This is a genomic window from Streptomyces sp. NBC_01429, assembly GCF_036231945.1.
GTDB lineage: Bacteria > Actinomycetota > Actinomycetes > Streptomycetales > Streptomycetaceae > Streptomyces.
The window spans coordinates 2,219,488-2,236,077 of sequence record NZ_CP109599.1 but is presented as its reverse complement, the minus strand read 5'-3'; the positions used below and the strand labels follow the sequence as shown (position 1 = coordinate 2,236,077).

Annotated in this window: 16 protein-coding genes; 8 read left to right on the top strand and 8 right to left on the bottom strand. The window is 71.1% G+C overall.

The genetic code is table 11. From position 1 onward, the window contains the following. Positions 1 to 4: 4 nt before the first annotated feature. The gene (locus tag OG627_RS09205) at positions 5 to 1,228 is read right to left on the bottom strand and encodes a cytochrome P450 (protein ID WP_329063248.1); all 1,224 of its coding nucleotides are present in this window, start codon (positions 1,226 to 1,228) and stop codon (positions 5 to 7) included. A gap of 188 nt (positions 1,229 to 1,416) precedes the next feature. On the opposite strand from OG627_RS09205, the gene OG627_RS09200 reads away from it, so the two are divergent. Continuing rightward, positions 1,417 to 2,163, top strand: coding sequence for a Clp protease N-terminal domain-containing protein (locus OG627_RS09200; RefSeq protein WP_329063246.1), 747 nt, complete (start codon positions 1,417 to 1,419; stop codon positions 2,161 to 2,163). A gap of 22 nt (positions 2,164 to 2,185) precedes the next feature. Here OG627_RS09200 and OG627_RS09195 read toward each other — a convergent pair whose 3' ends face one another. The 6 genes from OG627_RS09195 to OG627_RS09170 all read right to left on the bottom strand — a co-directional run bounded on the left by OG627_RS09195 (position 2,186) and on the right by OG627_RS09170 (position 8,500). Next, positions 2,186 to 3,214, bottom strand: coding sequence for a trypsin-like serine peptidase (locus OG627_RS09195; RefSeq protein WP_329063244.1), 1,029 nt, complete (start codon positions 3,212 to 3,214; stop codon positions 2,186 to 2,188). Positions 3,215 to 3,362: 148 nt separating this feature from the next. Then, on the bottom strand, positions 3,363 to 4,013 hold the full coding sequence (locus OG627_RS09190) for a response regulator transcription factor (protein ID WP_329063241.1): 651 nt from the start codon (positions 4,011 to 4,013) through the stop codon (positions 3,363 to 3,365). 4 nt (positions 4,014 to 4,017) lie between these two features. Beyond that, a complete protein-coding gene (locus tag OG627_RS09185) occupies positions 4,018 to 5,589 on the bottom strand; it encodes a sensor histidine kinase (RefSeq protein WP_329063239.1) in 1,572 nt (523 codons plus the stop codon). 132 nt (positions 5,590 to 5,721) lie between these two features. Further along, the gene (locus tag OG627_RS09180) at positions 5,722 to 6,927 is read right to left on the bottom strand and encodes a Clp protease N-terminal domain-containing protein (RefSeq protein ID WP_329063237.1); all 1,206 of its coding nucleotides are present in this window, start codon (positions 6,925 to 6,927) and stop codon (positions 5,722 to 5,724) included. Positions 6,928 to 7,424: 497 nt separating this feature from the next. Further along, positions 7,425 to 8,129: a hypothetical protein gene (locus tag OG627_RS09175; protein ID WP_329063235.1), complete on the bottom strand. Its 705-nt coding sequence runs from the start codon at positions 8,127 to 8,129 to the stop codon at positions 7,425 to 7,427. Beyond that, positions 8,126 to 8,500, bottom strand: coding sequence for an ATP-binding protein (locus OG627_RS09170; RefSeq protein WP_329063233.1), 375 nt, complete (start codon positions 8,498 to 8,500; stop codon positions 8,126 to 8,128). The genes OG627_RS09175 and OG627_RS09170 overlap by 4 nt, the downstream gene beginning before the upstream one ends. Positions 8,501 to 8,712: 212 nt before the next feature. Here OG627_RS09170 and OG627_RS09165 point away from each other — a divergent pair, with 212 nt between their 5' ends. The 3 genes from OG627_RS09165 to OG627_RS09155 are packed head-to-tail and all read left to right on the top strand — an operon-like array spanning position 8,713 to position 10,021. Then, positions 8,713 to 9,591, top strand: a complete 879-nt coding sequence (locus tag OG627_RS09165) for a helix-turn-helix domain-containing protein (protein ID WP_329063232.1) — start codon at positions 8,713 to 8,715, stop codon at positions 9,589 to 9,591. A 5-nt stretch (positions 9,592 to 9,596) separates the two neighbouring features. After that, positions 9,597 to 9,812, top strand: coding sequence for a DUF397 domain-containing protein (locus tag OG627_RS09160; RefSeq protein WP_329063229.1), 216 nt, complete (start codon positions 9,597 to 9,599; stop codon positions 9,810 to 9,812). Continuing rightward, positions 9,812 to 10,021 (top strand): DUF397 domain-containing protein, encoded by a 210-nt coding sequence (locus OG627_RS09155; RefSeq protein ID WP_329063228.1) that lies wholly within the window; start codon positions 9,812 to 9,814, stop codon positions 10,019 to 10,021. The genes OG627_RS09160 and OG627_RS09155 overlap by 1 nt, the downstream gene beginning before the upstream one ends. Positions 10,022 to 11,388: 1,367 nt before the next feature. Here OG627_RS09155 and OG627_RS09150 read toward each other — a convergent pair. Next, positions 11,389 to 12,324, bottom strand: a complete 936-nt coding sequence (locus tag OG627_RS09150) for a LysR family transcriptional regulator (RefSeq protein ID WP_329063226.1) — start codon at positions 12,322 to 12,324, stop codon at positions 11,389 to 11,391. Between the two features lie 142 nt (positions 12,325 to 12,466). On the opposite strand from OG627_RS09150, the gene OG627_RS09145 reads away from it, so the two are divergent. From OG627_RS09145 to OG627_RS09130, 4 genes are all read left to right on the top strand, one after another. Then, a complete protein-coding gene (locus tag OG627_RS09145) occupies positions 12,467 to 13,744 on the top strand; it encodes an MFS transporter (protein ID WP_329063224.1) in 1,278 nt (425 codons plus the stop codon). A gap of 166 nt (positions 13,745 to 13,910) precedes the next feature. Then, entirely contained in the window at positions 13,911 to 14,720 is an 810-nt protein-coding gene (locus OG627_RS09140) for a MerR family transcriptional regulator (protein ID WP_329063222.1), read from the top strand. Then, a complete protein-coding gene (locus OG627_RS09135; protein ID WP_329063221.1) occupies positions 14,708 to 15,922 on the top strand; it encodes a glycosyltransferase in 1,215 nt (404 codons plus the stop codon). Before OG627_RS09140 ends, OG627_RS09135 begins: the two co-directional genes overlap by 13 nt. A 114-nt stretch (positions 15,923 to 16,036) precedes the next feature. After that, positions 16,037 to 16,468, top strand: coding sequence for a protein-tyrosine phosphatase family protein (locus OG627_RS09130; RefSeq protein ID WP_329063219.1), 432 nt, complete (start codon positions 16,037 to 16,039; stop codon positions 16,466 to 16,468). Positions 16,469 to 16,590 lie beyond the last annotated feature (122 nt).

Here is a 16,590-nt window from a genome sequence, read left to right as displayed (position 1 = left end):
GTGCCTACCAGGTCACCGGCAGTTCGTGCGGGAAGCGGCGGATGGTCCTGGTGTCCCAGCGCACCTCCTCCGGGGGCACCGCGAGCCGCAGCCCGGGGAAGCGGCTCAGCAGCCGGCCGATGGCGGTTTCCAGCTCGGCCATGGCGAGCGGGACGGCGATGCACCGGTGGCCGCCCCAGCCGAAGGTCATGTGAGGGGTGGGCGGACGGTCCAGGTCGATGACGTCGGGGGCGGGGAAGCGCTCCGGGTCGCGGTTGGCCGTCAGATAGGAGACGTGCACGAAGTCGCCCGCGCGGACGGGGACTCCCGCGATCTCCGCGTCCTCGGTGACGACGCGCGGGATGCCGACGCCGTTGCGGAACGGGATGTAGCGCAGCAGTTCGTCCAGCACCTGGGTGAGGGTCTCGGGGCGGCTCCTCAGCCGTTCCGCCAACTCCGGTCGGGTGAGGAGCAGATAGGAGATGTCACTGATCTGGCAGGTGGCCGTGTCATGGCCGCTGAGCATGAGGGTCTCCGCCATGACGGCCAGTTCCTCGTCGTCCAGCATGTCGTCGCCGTCCTTGGCGGTGGCCAGGACGCTGATCAGATCGTCCCCCGGGGAGCGGCGCCGCTCGGCCGTCAACTCGCGGAAGTAGCCGATGATTTCGGCCTTGGCGTCGGCCGCCGCCTGGCGGCCGTCCGGTGTCATGGACAGCATCCGCAGCGCGGAGCGCTGGAGCCAGGGCCGGTCGGCCGGGGCGATGCCCAGGAGTTCGCAGATGGTGTGCTGGGGGAGCCGGTCAGAGAGGTGGGCCACCAGGTCGGCGGGCGGGCCGTGCTCGGCCATCTCGTCCAGGAGGCCGTCCGCGATGGCCTCGATGGCGGGCCGCATCCGGTCCACATGCTGCTTGGTGAACGCCTGTGAGGTCAGCCGGCGCAGCCTGCTGATCCGGGGCGGGTCGATCACGTTGATCGACTCCGGCGAGAAGATCGGCTCCGGGGTCATCCGGGGGAAGTCCCGGCCCACGACGGCCGCGCGGCTGAACCTGCGGTCGGTCGTCACCTGCCGCACCGCGTCGAATCCGGTGACCAGCCAGGCGTCCGCGTCACCGTGCGAGAGCCGGATCCGGGTCACGGGCCCCTGGGTCATGAGGTCCGCGAGCACGGGGTCGAAGTCCAGCGCTTCGTTGAAGTCGAACGGGCAGGTGGGCGGCGTGGAGCCGGTCTCGGTCTCGGTCGTCTCGGTCATGGCGTACTCCAGGAACGGGCGGGGGCGCGGAGGTCAGAGGCACGGAGGAGTGATGCTGTGAGTGAGGGATACGTACCTCTTCGTGTTCGCCTATATGCGTGAAGCGCGGCAAATAGGTACGAGTCGAGAGAATGTTCCCCGACAACCCAGGGTTGACGATTCGCCGAACGTCAACCTATGGTTGACGCATGACGAATCCACTCCAGGACATCCACACCGTCCGCCTCGACGACCTGATCGAAGCCATCAAGAAGGTCCATCCCGACGCCCTGGACCAGCTCTCCGACGCCGTCATCGCCGCCGACCACCTCGGCGAGGTCGCCGACCATCTGATCGGCCACTTCGTCGACCAGGCCCGCCGCTCGGGCGCCTCCTGGACGGAGATCGGCCGGAGCATGGGCGTCACCAAGCAGGCCGCCCAGAAGCGCTTCGTCACCAAGGACTCGGGCGGGGTGGTGGACCTCGACGCGAGCCAGGGGTTCAGCCGCTTCACCGACCGCGCCCGCAACGTCGTCGTGGCCTCGCAGAACGAGGCCCGCACGGCGGGCAACGCCGAGATCGGCCCCGAGCACCTGGCGCTCGGCCTCCTGAACGAACCGAACGGGCTGGCCTGGCGGGCGATCGCCTACCAGGACGTCACTCCGGAGACCTTCCGGGAGGCCGTCGCCGCGAGGCTCCCGGCGCCCGTCGACACCGTGCCCGAACTCATCCCGTACGACCAGCGCGGCAAGAAGGCGCTGGAACTCACCTTCCGGGAGGCCCTGCGGCTGGGCCACAACTACGTCGGCACCGAGCACATCCTGCTGGCTCTGCTGGAGCTGGAGGACGGTACGGGCGTGCTCGCGGACCTCGGTGTCGACAAGGCGACCACGGAGGCGCATGTGTCGGCGGCGCTCGCGGCCATCATCGCGCACCGGACGAAGCAACCGGAATGAGTGAGCCGGACGAGCCGGGGCGTCAGCGCCGTCGCAGTATCTCGGCGGCCAGCGTCCCGGCGTGCCTCCAGGTCCCCGCCGTATCCAGGACGTCGCGGCTGGTCACCGGCTCCCGGCCGTCCGTCGCCTTGTCGTACAGCGCCTGCACGTCCTTGCCGAAGTAGGGGCTGTACGAGACGTCGTCCGTGTCCCCGCCGGTCTTCCACCCGCCGATGACCCCGACGATTCCCCAGCCGGAGACCCGCTTGACGAGGAAGGGCCCGCCGGAGGACCCGCCCGAGTACGCGTCGCACTCGATCCGCAGGAAGCTGCCGGGGATGCCGGGCGACGAACTGTCGAACCGTTCGGTCCTGTCGGTGCATTCGAGCGGGTGCGGCTGGTTGGCGGGATAGCCGACGAGGCGTACGGGGTCGTGTTCGTACCCCGCGTCGACCAGCAGGTCGGCGCCGCCGACGGCATCCTGCACGTTCTTGCCGTCGCGCGGTTCGAGCTGGATGAAGTTGAAGTCGAGCCCGGCGGCGGCGTCGCGCCCCCGGGCCGGATACCGCTGGTCGACGAAGATGCCGCCCGGCTTGACCGCGTAGGAGCCGTAGGGCTTCTTCCCGTCGTCGTACTGCGGTACGAAGGCGAGGTTGGGCCGGGCGGTCTTCCCGTCGAAACAGTGGCCCGCGCTCATGACGAGGTTCCTGCCGGGGCTGTTGACCACGGTGCCGCCGCAGAAGTGCCCCGCGCCCTTCCCGCCCTTCCCGTCGCTCCAGAAGAACGTGCCGACGATGGGCAGGCCCGTCGAGGGCTTGCTCGGGGCGGCGGCGGCAGTAGTGCGTTTCGCCTGGTCCGTGCCGTCCGTGCCGTCCGTGCCGTCCGCGCTGTCCACCGGTCCGGCCTTGACCGCCTTCGCGGCCCGCATGCGCTCGGCGGTCCAGTACGTGTCCGTGGAGCCGGAGGACGGCGCGGCGGACGGCGCGGGAGGCGCCGCGTGGGCCGAGGTGAGCGGCAGCAGCAGGAAGAGGGCGCCGCTCACGAGGAGGGCCGGCCTTCCGACATGTCGCATCGTTGCTTCTCCAGGGTCGAGAGAGCCGTACATCACTCTCTGTGTCCACTGTGGCGCGATACCCGAGCGGTGCACGATTCTACTGCCGGGACCGCCGTCCGGCAGGTGACGATGACCGAGATCACCTCAGTGCCACCTCAGTGCCGCCTCAGCTTGCGAGCAGCCCCGCGTCGTGCGCCATGACGGCCGCCTGGACCCGGTTCGTACAGTCCGTACGGGTCAGGATGCGGCTGATGTGGGCTTTGACGGTGCTGGTGCTCAGATGCAGCTCTCCGGCGATCTCCGCGTTGGACAGGCCCTGGCCGAGCAGACGCAGGACGTCGCGCTCCGCCGGGGTGAGCGGTTCGATGCGGCGTCTCGCGGCTTCGGCCCGGTCACCGCCGGAGATGTGACGCTCCATCAGCCGTTTCATGATCCGGGGCGCCAGGACCGGTTCGCCGGTGGCGGCGGTCTGTACCGCCCGGATCAGCTCCATGGGGCCGGTGTCCTTGAGCAGGAACCCGTTCGCGCCGGCGCGCAGGGCGCGGGTCACGCTCTGCTCCTGCCCGAAGGCCGTGAGCATCACCACGTGGGTACGGGGAGAGGCCAGCGCGATGTCCTCGGCGGCGGCGATACCGTCCTTGACCGGCATCTGGATGTCCAGCAGCGCCACATCGACGTCCTGGTCCCGGCAGGCGGCGACCGCCTCGTTCCCGTTCCCCGCCTCGGCGACCACCACGATGTCCTCGGCGTTCTCCAGGACCAGCCGGATTCCCGTACGCATCAGGGCTTCGTCGTCGGCGATGAGGACTCGGATCATCGCCTCATCGTATGACCTGCGCCAACAGGACGACGGCGATGCCCGCCACGGTGGGCAGGATCACCAGGATCGCGGCGCAGCCCCCGCCGAGCAGCCTCGGCCAGGTGAGGGCCTGAGCCGACAGATCAGGCGGATCCGACGGGGGGTAGGGCGGCGGGTAAGACGGCGAGTACGGGGCGGAGGCAACGGGGACGGAAGCCGGGTCGGGCGGGGCGGGCACGGCTGACGCGGTGAGTGCGGGTGGCACCGCTGGTACGGGTGTCACCGCCGCCCCCGTACCGTCGTGGCACGGCAGCCCGGCCGCCATCCGGAAACCGGCCCTCCCGACCGGGCCCGCCGTGAACGAGCCCCCGATCAGCGTGATCCGCTCCTCCAGCCCCGCCAGCCCGCTGCGGTTCCCGGCCATCGGCCGCCCCGTTCCGGGTGGCTCCCCGTTGGTGACGGAGACCTCGACGCGGTGCCCGGCGTGGGCGACCTCCACCCGGGTGGGCGCGCCCGCCGCGTGCTTGTGGACATTGGTCAGCCCCTCCCGGACCACCCGGTGCAGCGCCTGCCGGACCCGGGGGTTCAGGACGTCGGAATCCGGTCCCGTCCAGACGAGTTCGGCCGGCACGCCCGCCCTGCGCGACTCCGAAACCAGGGTGGTGAGATCCGAGCGGGTGCCCCGTACCGCCTCGGGCTCCCGCTCGGCCTCGTCGGGCGTCGGGGACGAGGGGGCGAGGGCGATCTCCTCGCGGCGCAGTACGTCCAGGATCTCCCGCAGCTCCTCCATCGCGGTGCCGGCGGTGGTGCGCAACAGCTCCGCCTGCCCGGCCAGGGGCGGCGCCTGCCGGGCCGCCGCCAGTTCCAGCGCGCCCGCGTGGACCGAGATGAGACTCAGCCGGTGGCCGAGCATGTCGTGCATCTCCCCGGCGATCCTGGCCCGTTCCTCCATCCGCGCGGTGGCGGCGGTCAGCACGCGCGTCTGTTCCAGATAGGCGTTGCGCTCCCGGAGCAGCCGCACCAGAGGCCGCCGTTGCCCCAGCAGCGTGCCGGACAGGGCCGGAAGGAACAGCATCAGGACCGAGTCCAGCGCGGTGCCCCCGAAGGACTCGAACGGGCCGCGCGAGGTGAACAGGAAGACGAGCGTGGCCAGGGCCATCGCCAACACGGAGGTGGCCAGCACCGCCGCCCAGGCCCGGCCGGGCGGGTTGATGCGCCGGGTGGCCAACAGCACGACCAGCGGCATCACCGCTATGGTCCACATGTTGCCGCCGTTCAGCAGCGGTGCGATCCCCAGCACCGCGCCCGCGGGCCAGCGCCGCCGGGCCGGGAGCAGGAGCGCCGCCCAGCACGCCTCGGCCACCGCCGGCACGGGCCAGTGCGGATGGACGTAGAGCAGCGGGAGCAGCCCGGCGGCCAGTGCCGCCAGACAGAGGGCCGCTTCGTTTCTCTTCGTACGGCGCGGAGCGGCGCGTACCGCCGCCAGAGTCGCGCGCGCCTCGCGGACCGCGGCGGTACGGAGCGCGGCGCCGCGCGCCGCCGTCCGCCGTATCCGGTGCAGCGCCCGTACCACCCCGCTCGTCGCTGCCGCCACAACTCGCGCCTCTCCCTGATGCCTGTGATGTCTGTCTGTGATGCCTGTCGTCCTCGGCATGCGCCTGGGGTCGTTGGCCGTGTCCTCGGGATCGTGCCCCGTCCGGCCGGATCCAGGAGACCCCGCCCGGTGTCACGCACCGAGCAGACGGTCCAGCCCGGCACGTACCCCGTCCAGGTCCACCCCATTGTCCCGGAGCAGCCGGGCACACCCGCCGTCCGCGTCGGAGAGCAGCACGCTGAGCAGATGCTCCGCCCCGATGCTGCTCGCACCCCGCTCGGCGGCGAACAGCCGGGTCCTGGCCAGCAGCCGGTTGCTCGCGGCGGTGAGCCCCGTCTCGTCCTGCTCCGGGGAGTCGGCGTCCTGCCCGTCCCTGACCACCGCCCGCACCAGAGCGACGTGGTCCGTTCCGTGCGCACGGAGCAGATCGGCGACGGAGCCGACGGAGCGCAGCGCTTCGGCCGGCGACGACGGCTTCGCCAGGGTGAGCAACCGGTCCAGGGACAGGACGGCCATCAGGAGGTCCCGCGGCTCCGCCGCGTCCCTGCCGTGCCGTGTGGCCTGGCTTTTCGCCTGCTGGGTGAGTATGCGCAGCAGGGGACTGCCGTCGCCGCCGCGGGAGAACATGGACATCAGGATCCGCGTCCACCACTTGCCGCGCTCGTCCAGCAGACCGCCCTGCCTCAGCATCATGAGGCTTCCGGTGTTCGTGTCGACCTCCGACCACCAGGGTTTCCCGCCGTCGCGCATCGCCTGGGCCTGCGCGTCCAGCGCCGACGCCGAGGCCGCCAGGTCCACCCTGCACAGCGTCATCGCCTCGACCGCCCGGCAGTCGCCCACGTCCAGGACTGCCCGCGCCAGGTGCCGTCCGTGCACCTCGTACGTACCTTCCGCGCGGGCCAGCCGCACCGCCCCGACCAGCACCTCGCCCAGCGCCCCCGACGGCCGCTCGGGCCACACGGTCCCTTCCGGGAGCTTCCGCGCGTACTTTCCCTCGGCGAGCCACAGGGCCTCGCGCCAGGCGGCCTCGGCCTCGAACCTGTTGTCCTCCTCGCCGGGCGCGTCGAGAGCGACCGGCTCGCCGTGGAAGGCGTCGTCGTGCACCCAGTGCTTGTCGTCCATCGCCATGATCCGCCCGCTGACGGAGGTGGACTTGTTGAGACCGGGAACGAGGACGGACCCCGGCTTCTCGCTGTCGTCCAGCAGGACGTGGACGAGATGCTCGGTCCCCGATGTCGCACTGGACCTCCTGGCCGAGTAACGGATCACCCGCGCCAGCAACTCGATGGCGTCGGCGGCGTATTCGGTGGTGGTGACGGTGGACGACTGCTGTTCCATGGATCTCTCCCCGTGGGTCGGTCCGGTACGGCGTGGGACGTGGCCGGTACGGCGTAGGACCGACGCTAGGCGGACGGGGGAGCGGGACGCATCGGCCGATCGGCCAGGGGGCGGGGCCGAGTGGCCATGGTTGATGGCCGAGTGGCCAGGGGCGATGGCCGAGTGGCCAGGGCTCGCGTCCGACCGACCGTCAGACCGACCGCCCGTCGGCCCGTCAGTCAGCCCGTCGTGCCGAGCATTTTGAGTCTGCGGGCCATGGTCTGACTCCTCGTCGGTGATCCCGGTGGGGGATCAGAGTGCGCCGGATAACGAGGTTCCGTGCGGGAATTGCGCGGGATTGCGATCTGGGCACGGCGCGCGAGCGGACCGCCGGCACGCTGCGTCTGACGAGCGGCGCCCGCGCCCGGGACGTCAGTGGCGGCGCCAGAGCGCCAGGACGATGGAGCCGCCGACCGAGGTGATCGCCAGGATGTGGAGGACCTGGGCCTTCAAGGGGGTCACGGAGGCGGTCCCTGTGTCCTGGGGTGCGTAGGAGGCGTCTGCTGGCGCGGAAGGAACACGGCGAAGTCGCGGGTGGTGACGGCCAGGGCGCGCATCAGCTCGTACGCGTGGAGGGGTGGGGTGGTCATCCGGGCCTCGTTCCATGACCTGCACAGGGTGAGGAGCCGGTAGGCGTCGCGGTGGAGGGCCAGGCACTCCTGGGCGTGGGTGGCGGTGTTGGTGTCCGTGTCGGCGTCATAGTCCCGCAGCAGTAGTTCCAGATGGCCTCTGAGCTGCAACGTAGTGGTGTCCACCCAGGCGCGCTCGGGCAGCACCGGCCGCAGTTCGAGGGCGGCGGAGACCGTCTGGGAGATCGTGACGAAGTCGATGGGCCGGGCGTCGTCCGGCGCGTCTCGCGTGTCTCGCGTGTCTCGCGTGTCTCGCGCGGCTTGTGCGTTTCGCGCGTGCTGGCTGTGCTGACCGTCCCGTACGGACTCCCTGTCGCTGCCTGCGCTTCCGGCCTCCTGGCCGGTGGCATTGGGCGCGACGGGGGAGGGCGTCTGGGCGGGGATCGATCCCTGGGTGGGGGCCGACGCTTGGGGGCGGTCGGCGCGGCGATGGACGAGCCCGGCGAGCAGGCGCCGGAGCGTGTGCGCATCCGTGGCGAACTGGATGGGCGCCCGGCGCCAGTGCGTTCCGGGATGACGACGAATACCGGTCACGCGGACACCTCCTGTGAAGGGCCGACGCTGACGGTGCACCACGTACGCGTCCCCCGCCGCCCCCAACTCCGCGCCAGCGCGTCCACCAGGAACATCCCCCGGCCGCTCTCCTCGTCAGGCCGGGGGTGCCGAACGGCCACGTGCGCGGGCGTCCGGTCGTCCACCTCGATCCGTACGGTGCCGCACTGGTCGTACGAGAGGGAGAACCGGACACGGTCGCCACTCCCGTGCACCACGGCGTTGGTGACGATCTCGCTGACCAGCAACTGCACGGTCTCGACGGCCTCTCCCGCCACGTCGTCCTGCCGCAGCAGCGCGCCGGCCATGCGCCGGGTGTGCTCGACGCGGCGGGCGTGGGGTTTGAACGACATGGTGAGACGGAGGGCGATGTCCCGTATCCCGACGGGGGCGGGTGGGGCGGGTGTTGTGGTGTGTGTCGAGGGAGGCATCGCGTGCGTGTGAATTCTCGTCTGGTTGAGGGGCGACCCGAGAGGGTGCGGCAACCGCTGCTGTGGCGCAGAAAGTTCCTTGCGGAGCCGGGAGAAGCGCCGACACACTGGGCAATGCGCTGGGAGGACAGCAAATGATCACCGATCTTGAGTCGGCAACACCCGCTCTGTGCCGTTTACAGCTGGGCAGTGAGTTGCGTCAGCTACGACTGAAGGCAGGGCTTACGTCAACTCAGGTTGTAAGGAAGCTCCTGTGGAGTCCATCGAAGTTGACCCGCTTGGAGACGGGCGAGAACGCCACTGTCGAGACCTCCGACATCATGGCTCTCTGCCAGATCTACGCTGTGGAACCGGAGACAGCCGAGTTGCTGAAGGGGTACGCGGCTGTCACCAAGACAAGGCGAGACTGGTGGCAGTCGGCTCTGCACCGCCCAGTCATTACCCCTGGTTTCAAAGCGTTTCTAGGGATGGAGGCCACGGCCTCGGCTCTGCACAACTATGAGTCCGAGTACGTTCCCGGCCTGCTCCAGACCGAGGCATACGTGCGGGTGATCCATCAGCGTGCGTACGACGGCCTCAGCGAGGACGAGATCAATCGCATGGTGGCCTTGCGGATGACGCGGCAGCAGGTTCTGCGCCGGGATCAACCGCTGAAATTTGCAGCCATCATGAGCGAAGCGGTGCTGTACCGGCAGGTGGGAGGCCCGGCGATCATGCGGGCGCAACTTGCTCACGTTGTCGAGGCCGCATCTTCGCCTAATGTCCGTGTCCAGGTGGTTCCCTTCAAGGCGGGCGCGCATCGAGGGATGAGCGGAGCCTTTGTCACCTTCCAGTTCCGCGACAAGGTCGCTCTGAAGCCGATCGTCTATCTGGAGAATCTGACTGATCATTGGGTGACTCGCCATGAGGCGGATGTGGAGATGTACGAGGAAGCGTTCACGGACCTACAGGCCCTTGCGCTGAGTCCGCAGGAGTCCCTGAGTATGATCAAGAAGGCCATGAAGGAGCATTGATCCGGATGACACACACGGCTGACGCGATGACTGGTGCCGACTGGTTCAAGTCGAGCTACAGCGACGGCCACGGCGGCAACTGCGTTGAAGGTGCTCGCCTCGCCGATGGTGCTATAGCTGTTCGCGACTCCAAAGCGCCCTTGGGGCCCTCCCTCGTCTTGGCCGGGGGGTGCTGGACAGCCTTCGTGCACGCCCTCGGCGTGGGGGAGTTGGACGCATAATGACGGGCGCCGAGTGGTTCAAGTCGAGCTACAGCAATGCCCAGGGTGGGCAGTGCGTCGAAGGCGCCCGCCTCGGCGACGGCGCGATAGCCGTACGGGACTCCACGCGCCCCCAAGGCCCCGCCTTCGTCTTCCCCGCCCCCGCGTGGACTGCCTTCGCCGGCGCTCTCGGCGCCATCGATGCCCTCGCCAACGAGCCGCGCCCGTAATCCGGCGGTCCGTGCAGCCCACTGGCATCTTTGTGGGTGCGCACACTTTGTGTGGGGTGGCCCGGGTGGTCTTGGCGGCCGATGGCTGTCTGTGGGCTGGGTTTCATGCCCCGCTGGTCACTGTTGCGTTGTGTGCTGCGGGTTCGGACCGAGGGGTAAGCGTGGTGGACGGGGGCGTTGATGGCGGGTGGGGGCCGCCCCTCTCGGTTTGAGTTTCGCGCCTCCGGGCCGGGTGTAAAGGGCGCTCCTGCGTCGCGTCGGCTGCGCCGATTGCGCTGCGCTCCACCCTTGACACCCGGCCCTGCGGCGCAAGTGCAGGTACTGGGAGGGGCGGCCCGGGGGGAAGGGTTCCCCAGGGAAGGCAGGATCGTTGCGCGGGCCGGACCCTGGCTGCCGGGCCGGTTCGCCCTGCGGGGCACGCGGCAGTGGTGTGGGGCGGCCCGGCCCCGGCTCAGCGGCTCTCCCTCCGCCGTGGGTTGGGATCCGTGCCCCGCTGGTCACTGTGGTGGGGTGGGGTGCCCGGAATCTGGCAGAGATCTCATGCCCGCTCGGGGGCCGAGGTCCGTCGAGTGCGACGTGAGAGCCATTGCAGGGCCGTCTGGGTGCTGCAACGTCACACTCCACGGGATCTCGGCACCCACCCCCACCAAGATGCCCCATATGCCCTAGATTGGCAGGGCGTTGAGGGTCCCCTCCAACCCGTCATGTGTCCTCGGCTGCACAAACCGCGCTCTACGGCACACCGACTCCCTTCAGGAGCCCACTCGGCGCCACACCGGTCCCAGTCGCCCCACCCCTCCCGCACCTCACAGTGACCAGCGGGGCATGAATCCCAGCCCACGGCGGACCGTCAGCCGCTGAGCCGGGGCCGGGCCGCCCCACACCACTGCCGCGCAGCCCCGCAGGGCGAACCGGCCCGGCAGCCGGGATCGGGCCCCCGCGCACAGATATGCCCCTCCGGGACCCCTCCCCCCGGGGCCGCCCCTCCCAATACCTGCACTTGCGCCGCAGGGCCGGGTGTCAAGGGTGACCGAAGGTCATCGCGCAGCGACGCGACGAAGGAGCGCCCTTTACACCCGGCCCGGAGGCGCGAAACTCAAACCGAGAGGGGCGGCCCCCACCCGCCATCCACGCCCCCGCTCACCACGCTTACCCCTTGGTACTGACCCGCAGCATGCAGCGCGACAGTGACCAGCGGGGCATAAATCCCAGCAAGCATCCGGCCGTCAGCCGCCGAACCGGAGCCGGGCCACCCCACACCACTGCCGCGCACCCCACAGGGCCCACTGTCCCGCAGGGCTCACCGGCCCACCGCCCCGCAGGATCCCGGACCGGTCCGCCCCTGCGGTGCGGGCCGACTCGTTCCCCTACGACCTCTCCGCCCACGTCGGCGTCCACGTCTCCGGGGCGGAGTGGTGGAACCGGCCGGAGCGGAGGTGGGCGCGGAGTGCTGTCAGGGCTGGGTGTGCGTTGTCGCGGTGCCACAGCAGCGAGTGCGGGTAGACCGGGGTCGGGTTGTGCACGGCGATGCGTCGCAGGCCGTGTTCGGCGGGCCAGGCGAAGCTTGTCTGTTCGCCTACCAGGGTCGCCAGCGACCGGGAGTCGGCGATGGTGTCGAGCAGGGGCTCCGTCCCGAAGTCGGGGCCGGTGACCTCGATGGTGAGCGCGAACGCGGCGGCGAGGGCGTCGTAGTAGGCGGCCCACTCGGTTCCCGGGACGAGGCCGGGCATCCAGATGCGGTGACCGGCCAGTGCCGCAGGCATGACCGTGCGGGCGGTGGCGAGTTCGTGGCGCGGTCCGGTCACCAGTTGGATGGGCTCGTCGTGGACGCGGGCGGCCTCGATGTCGTCGGGCAGTTGCCGGCCGGGCAGGGCGACGGCGCGGAAGGCCGCGTCGATCGTGCCGGACCGGATGGCGTCGATGGCCGCCTCGGCGTCGAAGAGGGTGACGACGTCCAACTGGATCTCGGGTTGTGCGCGGTGGAAGTCGCGCAGCAGGGTGGCCGGGGCGAGCCGCCTGCCGATCACGTCGACGCGCAGCGCGCGGCGGCCGGGGCGTACGGAGGCGACCGCCCGCTCCTCGGCCCGTAGGAGCTCGCGGGCGTGCGGCAGGAACGCCTGCCCGTCGATGGTGAGCTTCGCTCCGCGCGGGGTACGGGTGAACAGCCGCACGCCGAGGAGCTTCTCCAGCGTGGCGACGCGTTTGGAGACGGCCTGCTGCGTGACCGACAACTCGGCGGCGGCGTCCTGGAACCGTCCCGCGTCCGCGGCGGCCACGAAGGTGCGCACCGCTTCGAGATCCACACTGGCGATGATATCCGCGATATCCGCACAACGATTGGTTGTGCTCTGGTGGTGGACCGGTTGTTTGATCTCGCGGTCCGCTACTCGCTTTGATGCTGCTGGTCGGGGTGTGGTCGTTCGGATCGGCGAGGGGGCTGTGGGAATGGCGGGGAGGCGGGCGCTGGGGAGGCGGTTCGGGTGGTTGTGGGCGGCGTTCGCGGTCAGTTCGTACGGCACGGGGCTCGGGTTCGGCGCGTTTCCCCTGATCGCGGTGCTTGTCCTGCACTCCGGGCCGGCCCAGGTCGCGGCGCTGGCCGCCACGGGGCGGGTGGTGGGGGCGCTGCTGGCGGTGCCGCTCGGTCCGTGGGTGGAGTTCCGCCGCAAGCGGCCGGTCATGATCGCGATGGACCTGGCCCGGTTCGGGGCGCTGATGACCATCCCCGCCGCGTTCGCGTTCGGCCGGCTCGGCTTCGCCCAGCTCCTGGTTGTCTCTGTCGTCGTCGCCGCGGCCGATATCGGCTTCAAGGCGGCCAGTGGCGCGTATCTGAAGACGCTCGTGCCGCCGCGGGACCTGCTCGTCGCGAACGGCCGGTTCGAGTCCACGACATGGACCGCGACCATGATCGGACCACCGCTCGGCGGGGCCGCGATCGGGCTGTTCGGACCGGTGGTGACCGTCGTCGCCGACGCGGTCAGCTATCTGCTCTCGGCCCTGGGCATCCGCGCCATCGGCGGCAGCGAGCCGCGCCCCGCGCGGACCGGTGCGCCGCGGCTGCGAGCGGGTGACCTGCTCGAAGGCTGGCGCCGCATCCTCGCCCACCCCGTGCTGCGCCCGCTGTTCTTCAACGCGATCGTGGTCAACGGCCTGATCATGGCCTCCGGGCCGCTCCTCGCCGTACTGCTGCTGGACAGCCTTGGGTTCGCGCCGTGGCAGTACGGTCTCGTGTTCGCGCTCCCCTGCGTCGGCGGCCTCGTCGGCTCACGCCTGGCGCCCCGGCTCGTGGCGCGGTTCGGGCAGCGTCAGGTGATGCGCACCGCCGGGGCGCTGCGCGCGTGCTGGCCGCTCGGGCTGGCGTTCGTCCAGTCCGGTGTGCCCGGGATCGTCCTCATCATCGCCGTCCAATTCGGCCTGGTGACCTGCTGCGGTGTGTTCAACCCGGTGCTGGCCACCTACCGGCTCGACCACACCGACCCCGACAGCGTTGCCCGCACCCTGTCCGCGTGGTCGGTCAGCAGCAGCCTCGCCATCGCGGCCATGACCGCCGGGTGGGGTCTGCTGGCGGCCGTCACCAGCCCTCGCCTGGCGATCGCGGCCGCAGGAGTCCTCCTCCTGGCCACTCCGCTGCTGCTTCCGCGCCGGGAGTGCGCGCCTCAGGACGGGCCTCAGGACGGGCCTCAGGACGGGCCTCAGCGAGGGCTCGGAGCCCAGGTCGGTACTTGAGCGCCTGCCCAACGGGGGCCGCATGGGGTGTGGTGTCGGGGGTATCGGTGAGTCGTGTGTCCGTTGTCCCGTCGCGCGCGACGTGCGGCACAGATCTGCTCGCGGGTCCCCTTGACCCTCCCCTCACGTCAGGCTTGAGGCTGTAGGCCGACGAAGGGGCAGGTGAATGAGTTACTCCGTGGGGCAGGTCTCGGCTTTCGCCGGGGTGACGGTGCGTACGCTGCACCACTACGACAAGGCGGGACTGCTCTCGCCCAGTGGCCGCAGCCGCGCCGGCTACCGGCTCTACAACGACGCCGACCTGGCCCTTCTCCAGCAGATCCTCTTCTACCGCGAGCTGGGGTTCTCCCTCGGCGAGATCGCCGCGATCCTCAAGGATCCGCAGGCGAACGCCCTGGAGCAGCTGCGCTCCCGGCAGCGGCGGCTGAGCGAGGAGATCGACAGACTGCGGCAGCTCGCCGAGGTCGCGGAGCGCGCCATCGAGGTCCAGCAGACCGGGGTGTCCCTGACTCCTCAGGAACGCTTCGAGGTCTTCGGCGAGATCGAGTTCGACCTGAGCTACGCGACGCGGGCGGAGCTGAAGTGGGCGCACACGGAGGGACAGCGCGAGTCGATGGCGCGCGCGGCCGCCCACACCAAGGAGGACTGGCGGCAGCTGATGGGCGAGGCCACCGCCTGGCGCGCAGAGCTGCTCGCGGCCTTCGACGACGGTGAACCGAGCGACGGCGAGCGGGCCATGGACCTCGCCGAGGAGCATCGCCTGCACATCTCGCGCTGGTTCACCAGCTGCCCGCCCGACATGCACCGCCGCATCGCGGACGACTTCCTCGTCGATCCGCGCGCCTTCGCCCTGGTCGTCCCGCTGTCGCGGCAACGGCCGGGCCTGGCCGGTTACGTGTGCAAGGCGGTGCACGCCAACGCCGCCCGCCACCCGGGCGGCCGTACCGAATCCCGGGAGGACCGATGGGGATTCTGATCGCCGCGGCCGGATCGCGCGGCGACATCGCGCCCTACACGGGCCTGGGTGCCGCACTGCGCCGGGCCGGGTACGACGTCGCCCTCGCCACCACGGACACCTTCGCCCCCCTCGTCCGCGACGCCGGACTGGAATTCCGCGCTCTTCCCGCCGACCCGCGACTGCGCGGCGGCGGTACGGGAGGTCGGGAACTGATGTGCACAGCCGCCGCGTTCATCACCGAGCTGGGCCAGGGGTTCGCCGACGCGATGGCCGACGGCACGGACCTGCTCCTGCTCTCGACCACCACGGCCCCGCTCGGCTGGCACCTCGCCGAGGCCACCGGCACACCGTGCCTCGGCGTATATCTCCAACCCACCGCGCCGACCGGCGACTTCCCGCCCGTCGTGACCGGCTCCCGCTCACTGGGCGGGCCCGTCAACCGCGTTGCCGGACGTTTCGCTCTCGGCATGGCCGACCGCGTCTACGCTCCGGCGGTCGCGGGACTGCGTCGCCGCCTCCAGCTGCCCCCGGCCTCCGCCTCCGTGACGCGCCGACGGCGGGAACGGGCGAACTGGCCCATCCTGCACGGCTTCAGCACGGTGCTGGTGCCGCGCCCCTCCGACTGGCGTTCCGGACTGGAGGTCGTGGGGAACTGGTGGCCGCACCTCGACGCCACCGTACAACTGCCCGCGGAACTGGAGGACTTCCTCCGTGCCGGGCCCCGGCCCGTCCTCGTCAGCTTCGGGAGCATGGCGGCCGGGGACGGGGAACGGCTGAGCGAGATCGCCGTGCGAGCCCTGCGCCGCGCCGGGCTGCGCGGCATCCTCCAGGCCGGCAATGCGGGGCTCGCGGCCGACAGCGACGACATCCTCACCATCGGGGACGTACCGCACGCCCCGTTGTTCCCCCGGCTGGCCGCGGTGGTCCACCACGCCGGGGCCGGTACCTCGGCCGCCGCGTTGCGCGCCGCAGTGCCCGCGGTCACCGTTCCCGTGACGGCCGACCAGCCGTTCTGGGCGGGACGGCTCGCCGCCCTCGGCGCCGCCACCGACCCGATCCCCTTCCGGTCCCTCACCGCCGAACGGCTCGCCGACTCCCTCGACCGGGTCGTGCGGGAGGTCGCGTACACACGGGCCGCCGCGCGAGCGGCGCGACACATGGAGACCGAGGACGGGGCGGACCGGGTCATCGAGGCCGTCCAGCGGCGGGCCGGGGGGTGATGCCTGCCGCTGTCCCGCCCGGCGGCGGCTGATGCGCCGCGACACGAACCGGCGTTCTGTGCGGCCGACCGCCCACGGCCCGCACCGGCGTTCCGTGCCGCATAGGGTGACGCCATGACCGCGATCTGGACCTCAACCGACAGCGGAGTTCTGGAACTTCCCTCCGGGCGCCTGGTCAGGGGCCGGGGGCTGCGGCGTCCCTTGCCGGGCGGTGCGGAGCCCACGTACGGGGTCTATCTGCTCGGCAAGCCGCCGCCCGAGGTCGCGTGGGAGGCGAGGTGGCTGCGCTGGCCGGACTTCCGGCTGCCCAGCAGCCGTACGGACGCGCGGGAGACGCTCGGCGAGGCGTGGCGGCGGGCCGCCGCCGAGCGGGTCGAGGTCGCCTGTGGCGGCGGGCGTGGGCGTACGGGTACGGCGCTGGCCTGCATGGCCGTCCTCGACGGCGTACCGGCGGACGAGGCCGTGGGGTTCGTACGGCGGCACTACCACCACCGTGCCGTGGAGACGCCGTGGCAGCGGCGGTACGTCCTGGGCTTCGCCGACTGACCGGGACGCCCGCGCCCGTGCGGAGAGCCCCGCCCCCACGTGCGGCGAAACCCGCCCCCCGTGCCGCGAGCCCCGCCCCCACGTGCGGCGAGCCCGGGCGCCGAGTGGCGCCGCCCCCCCTC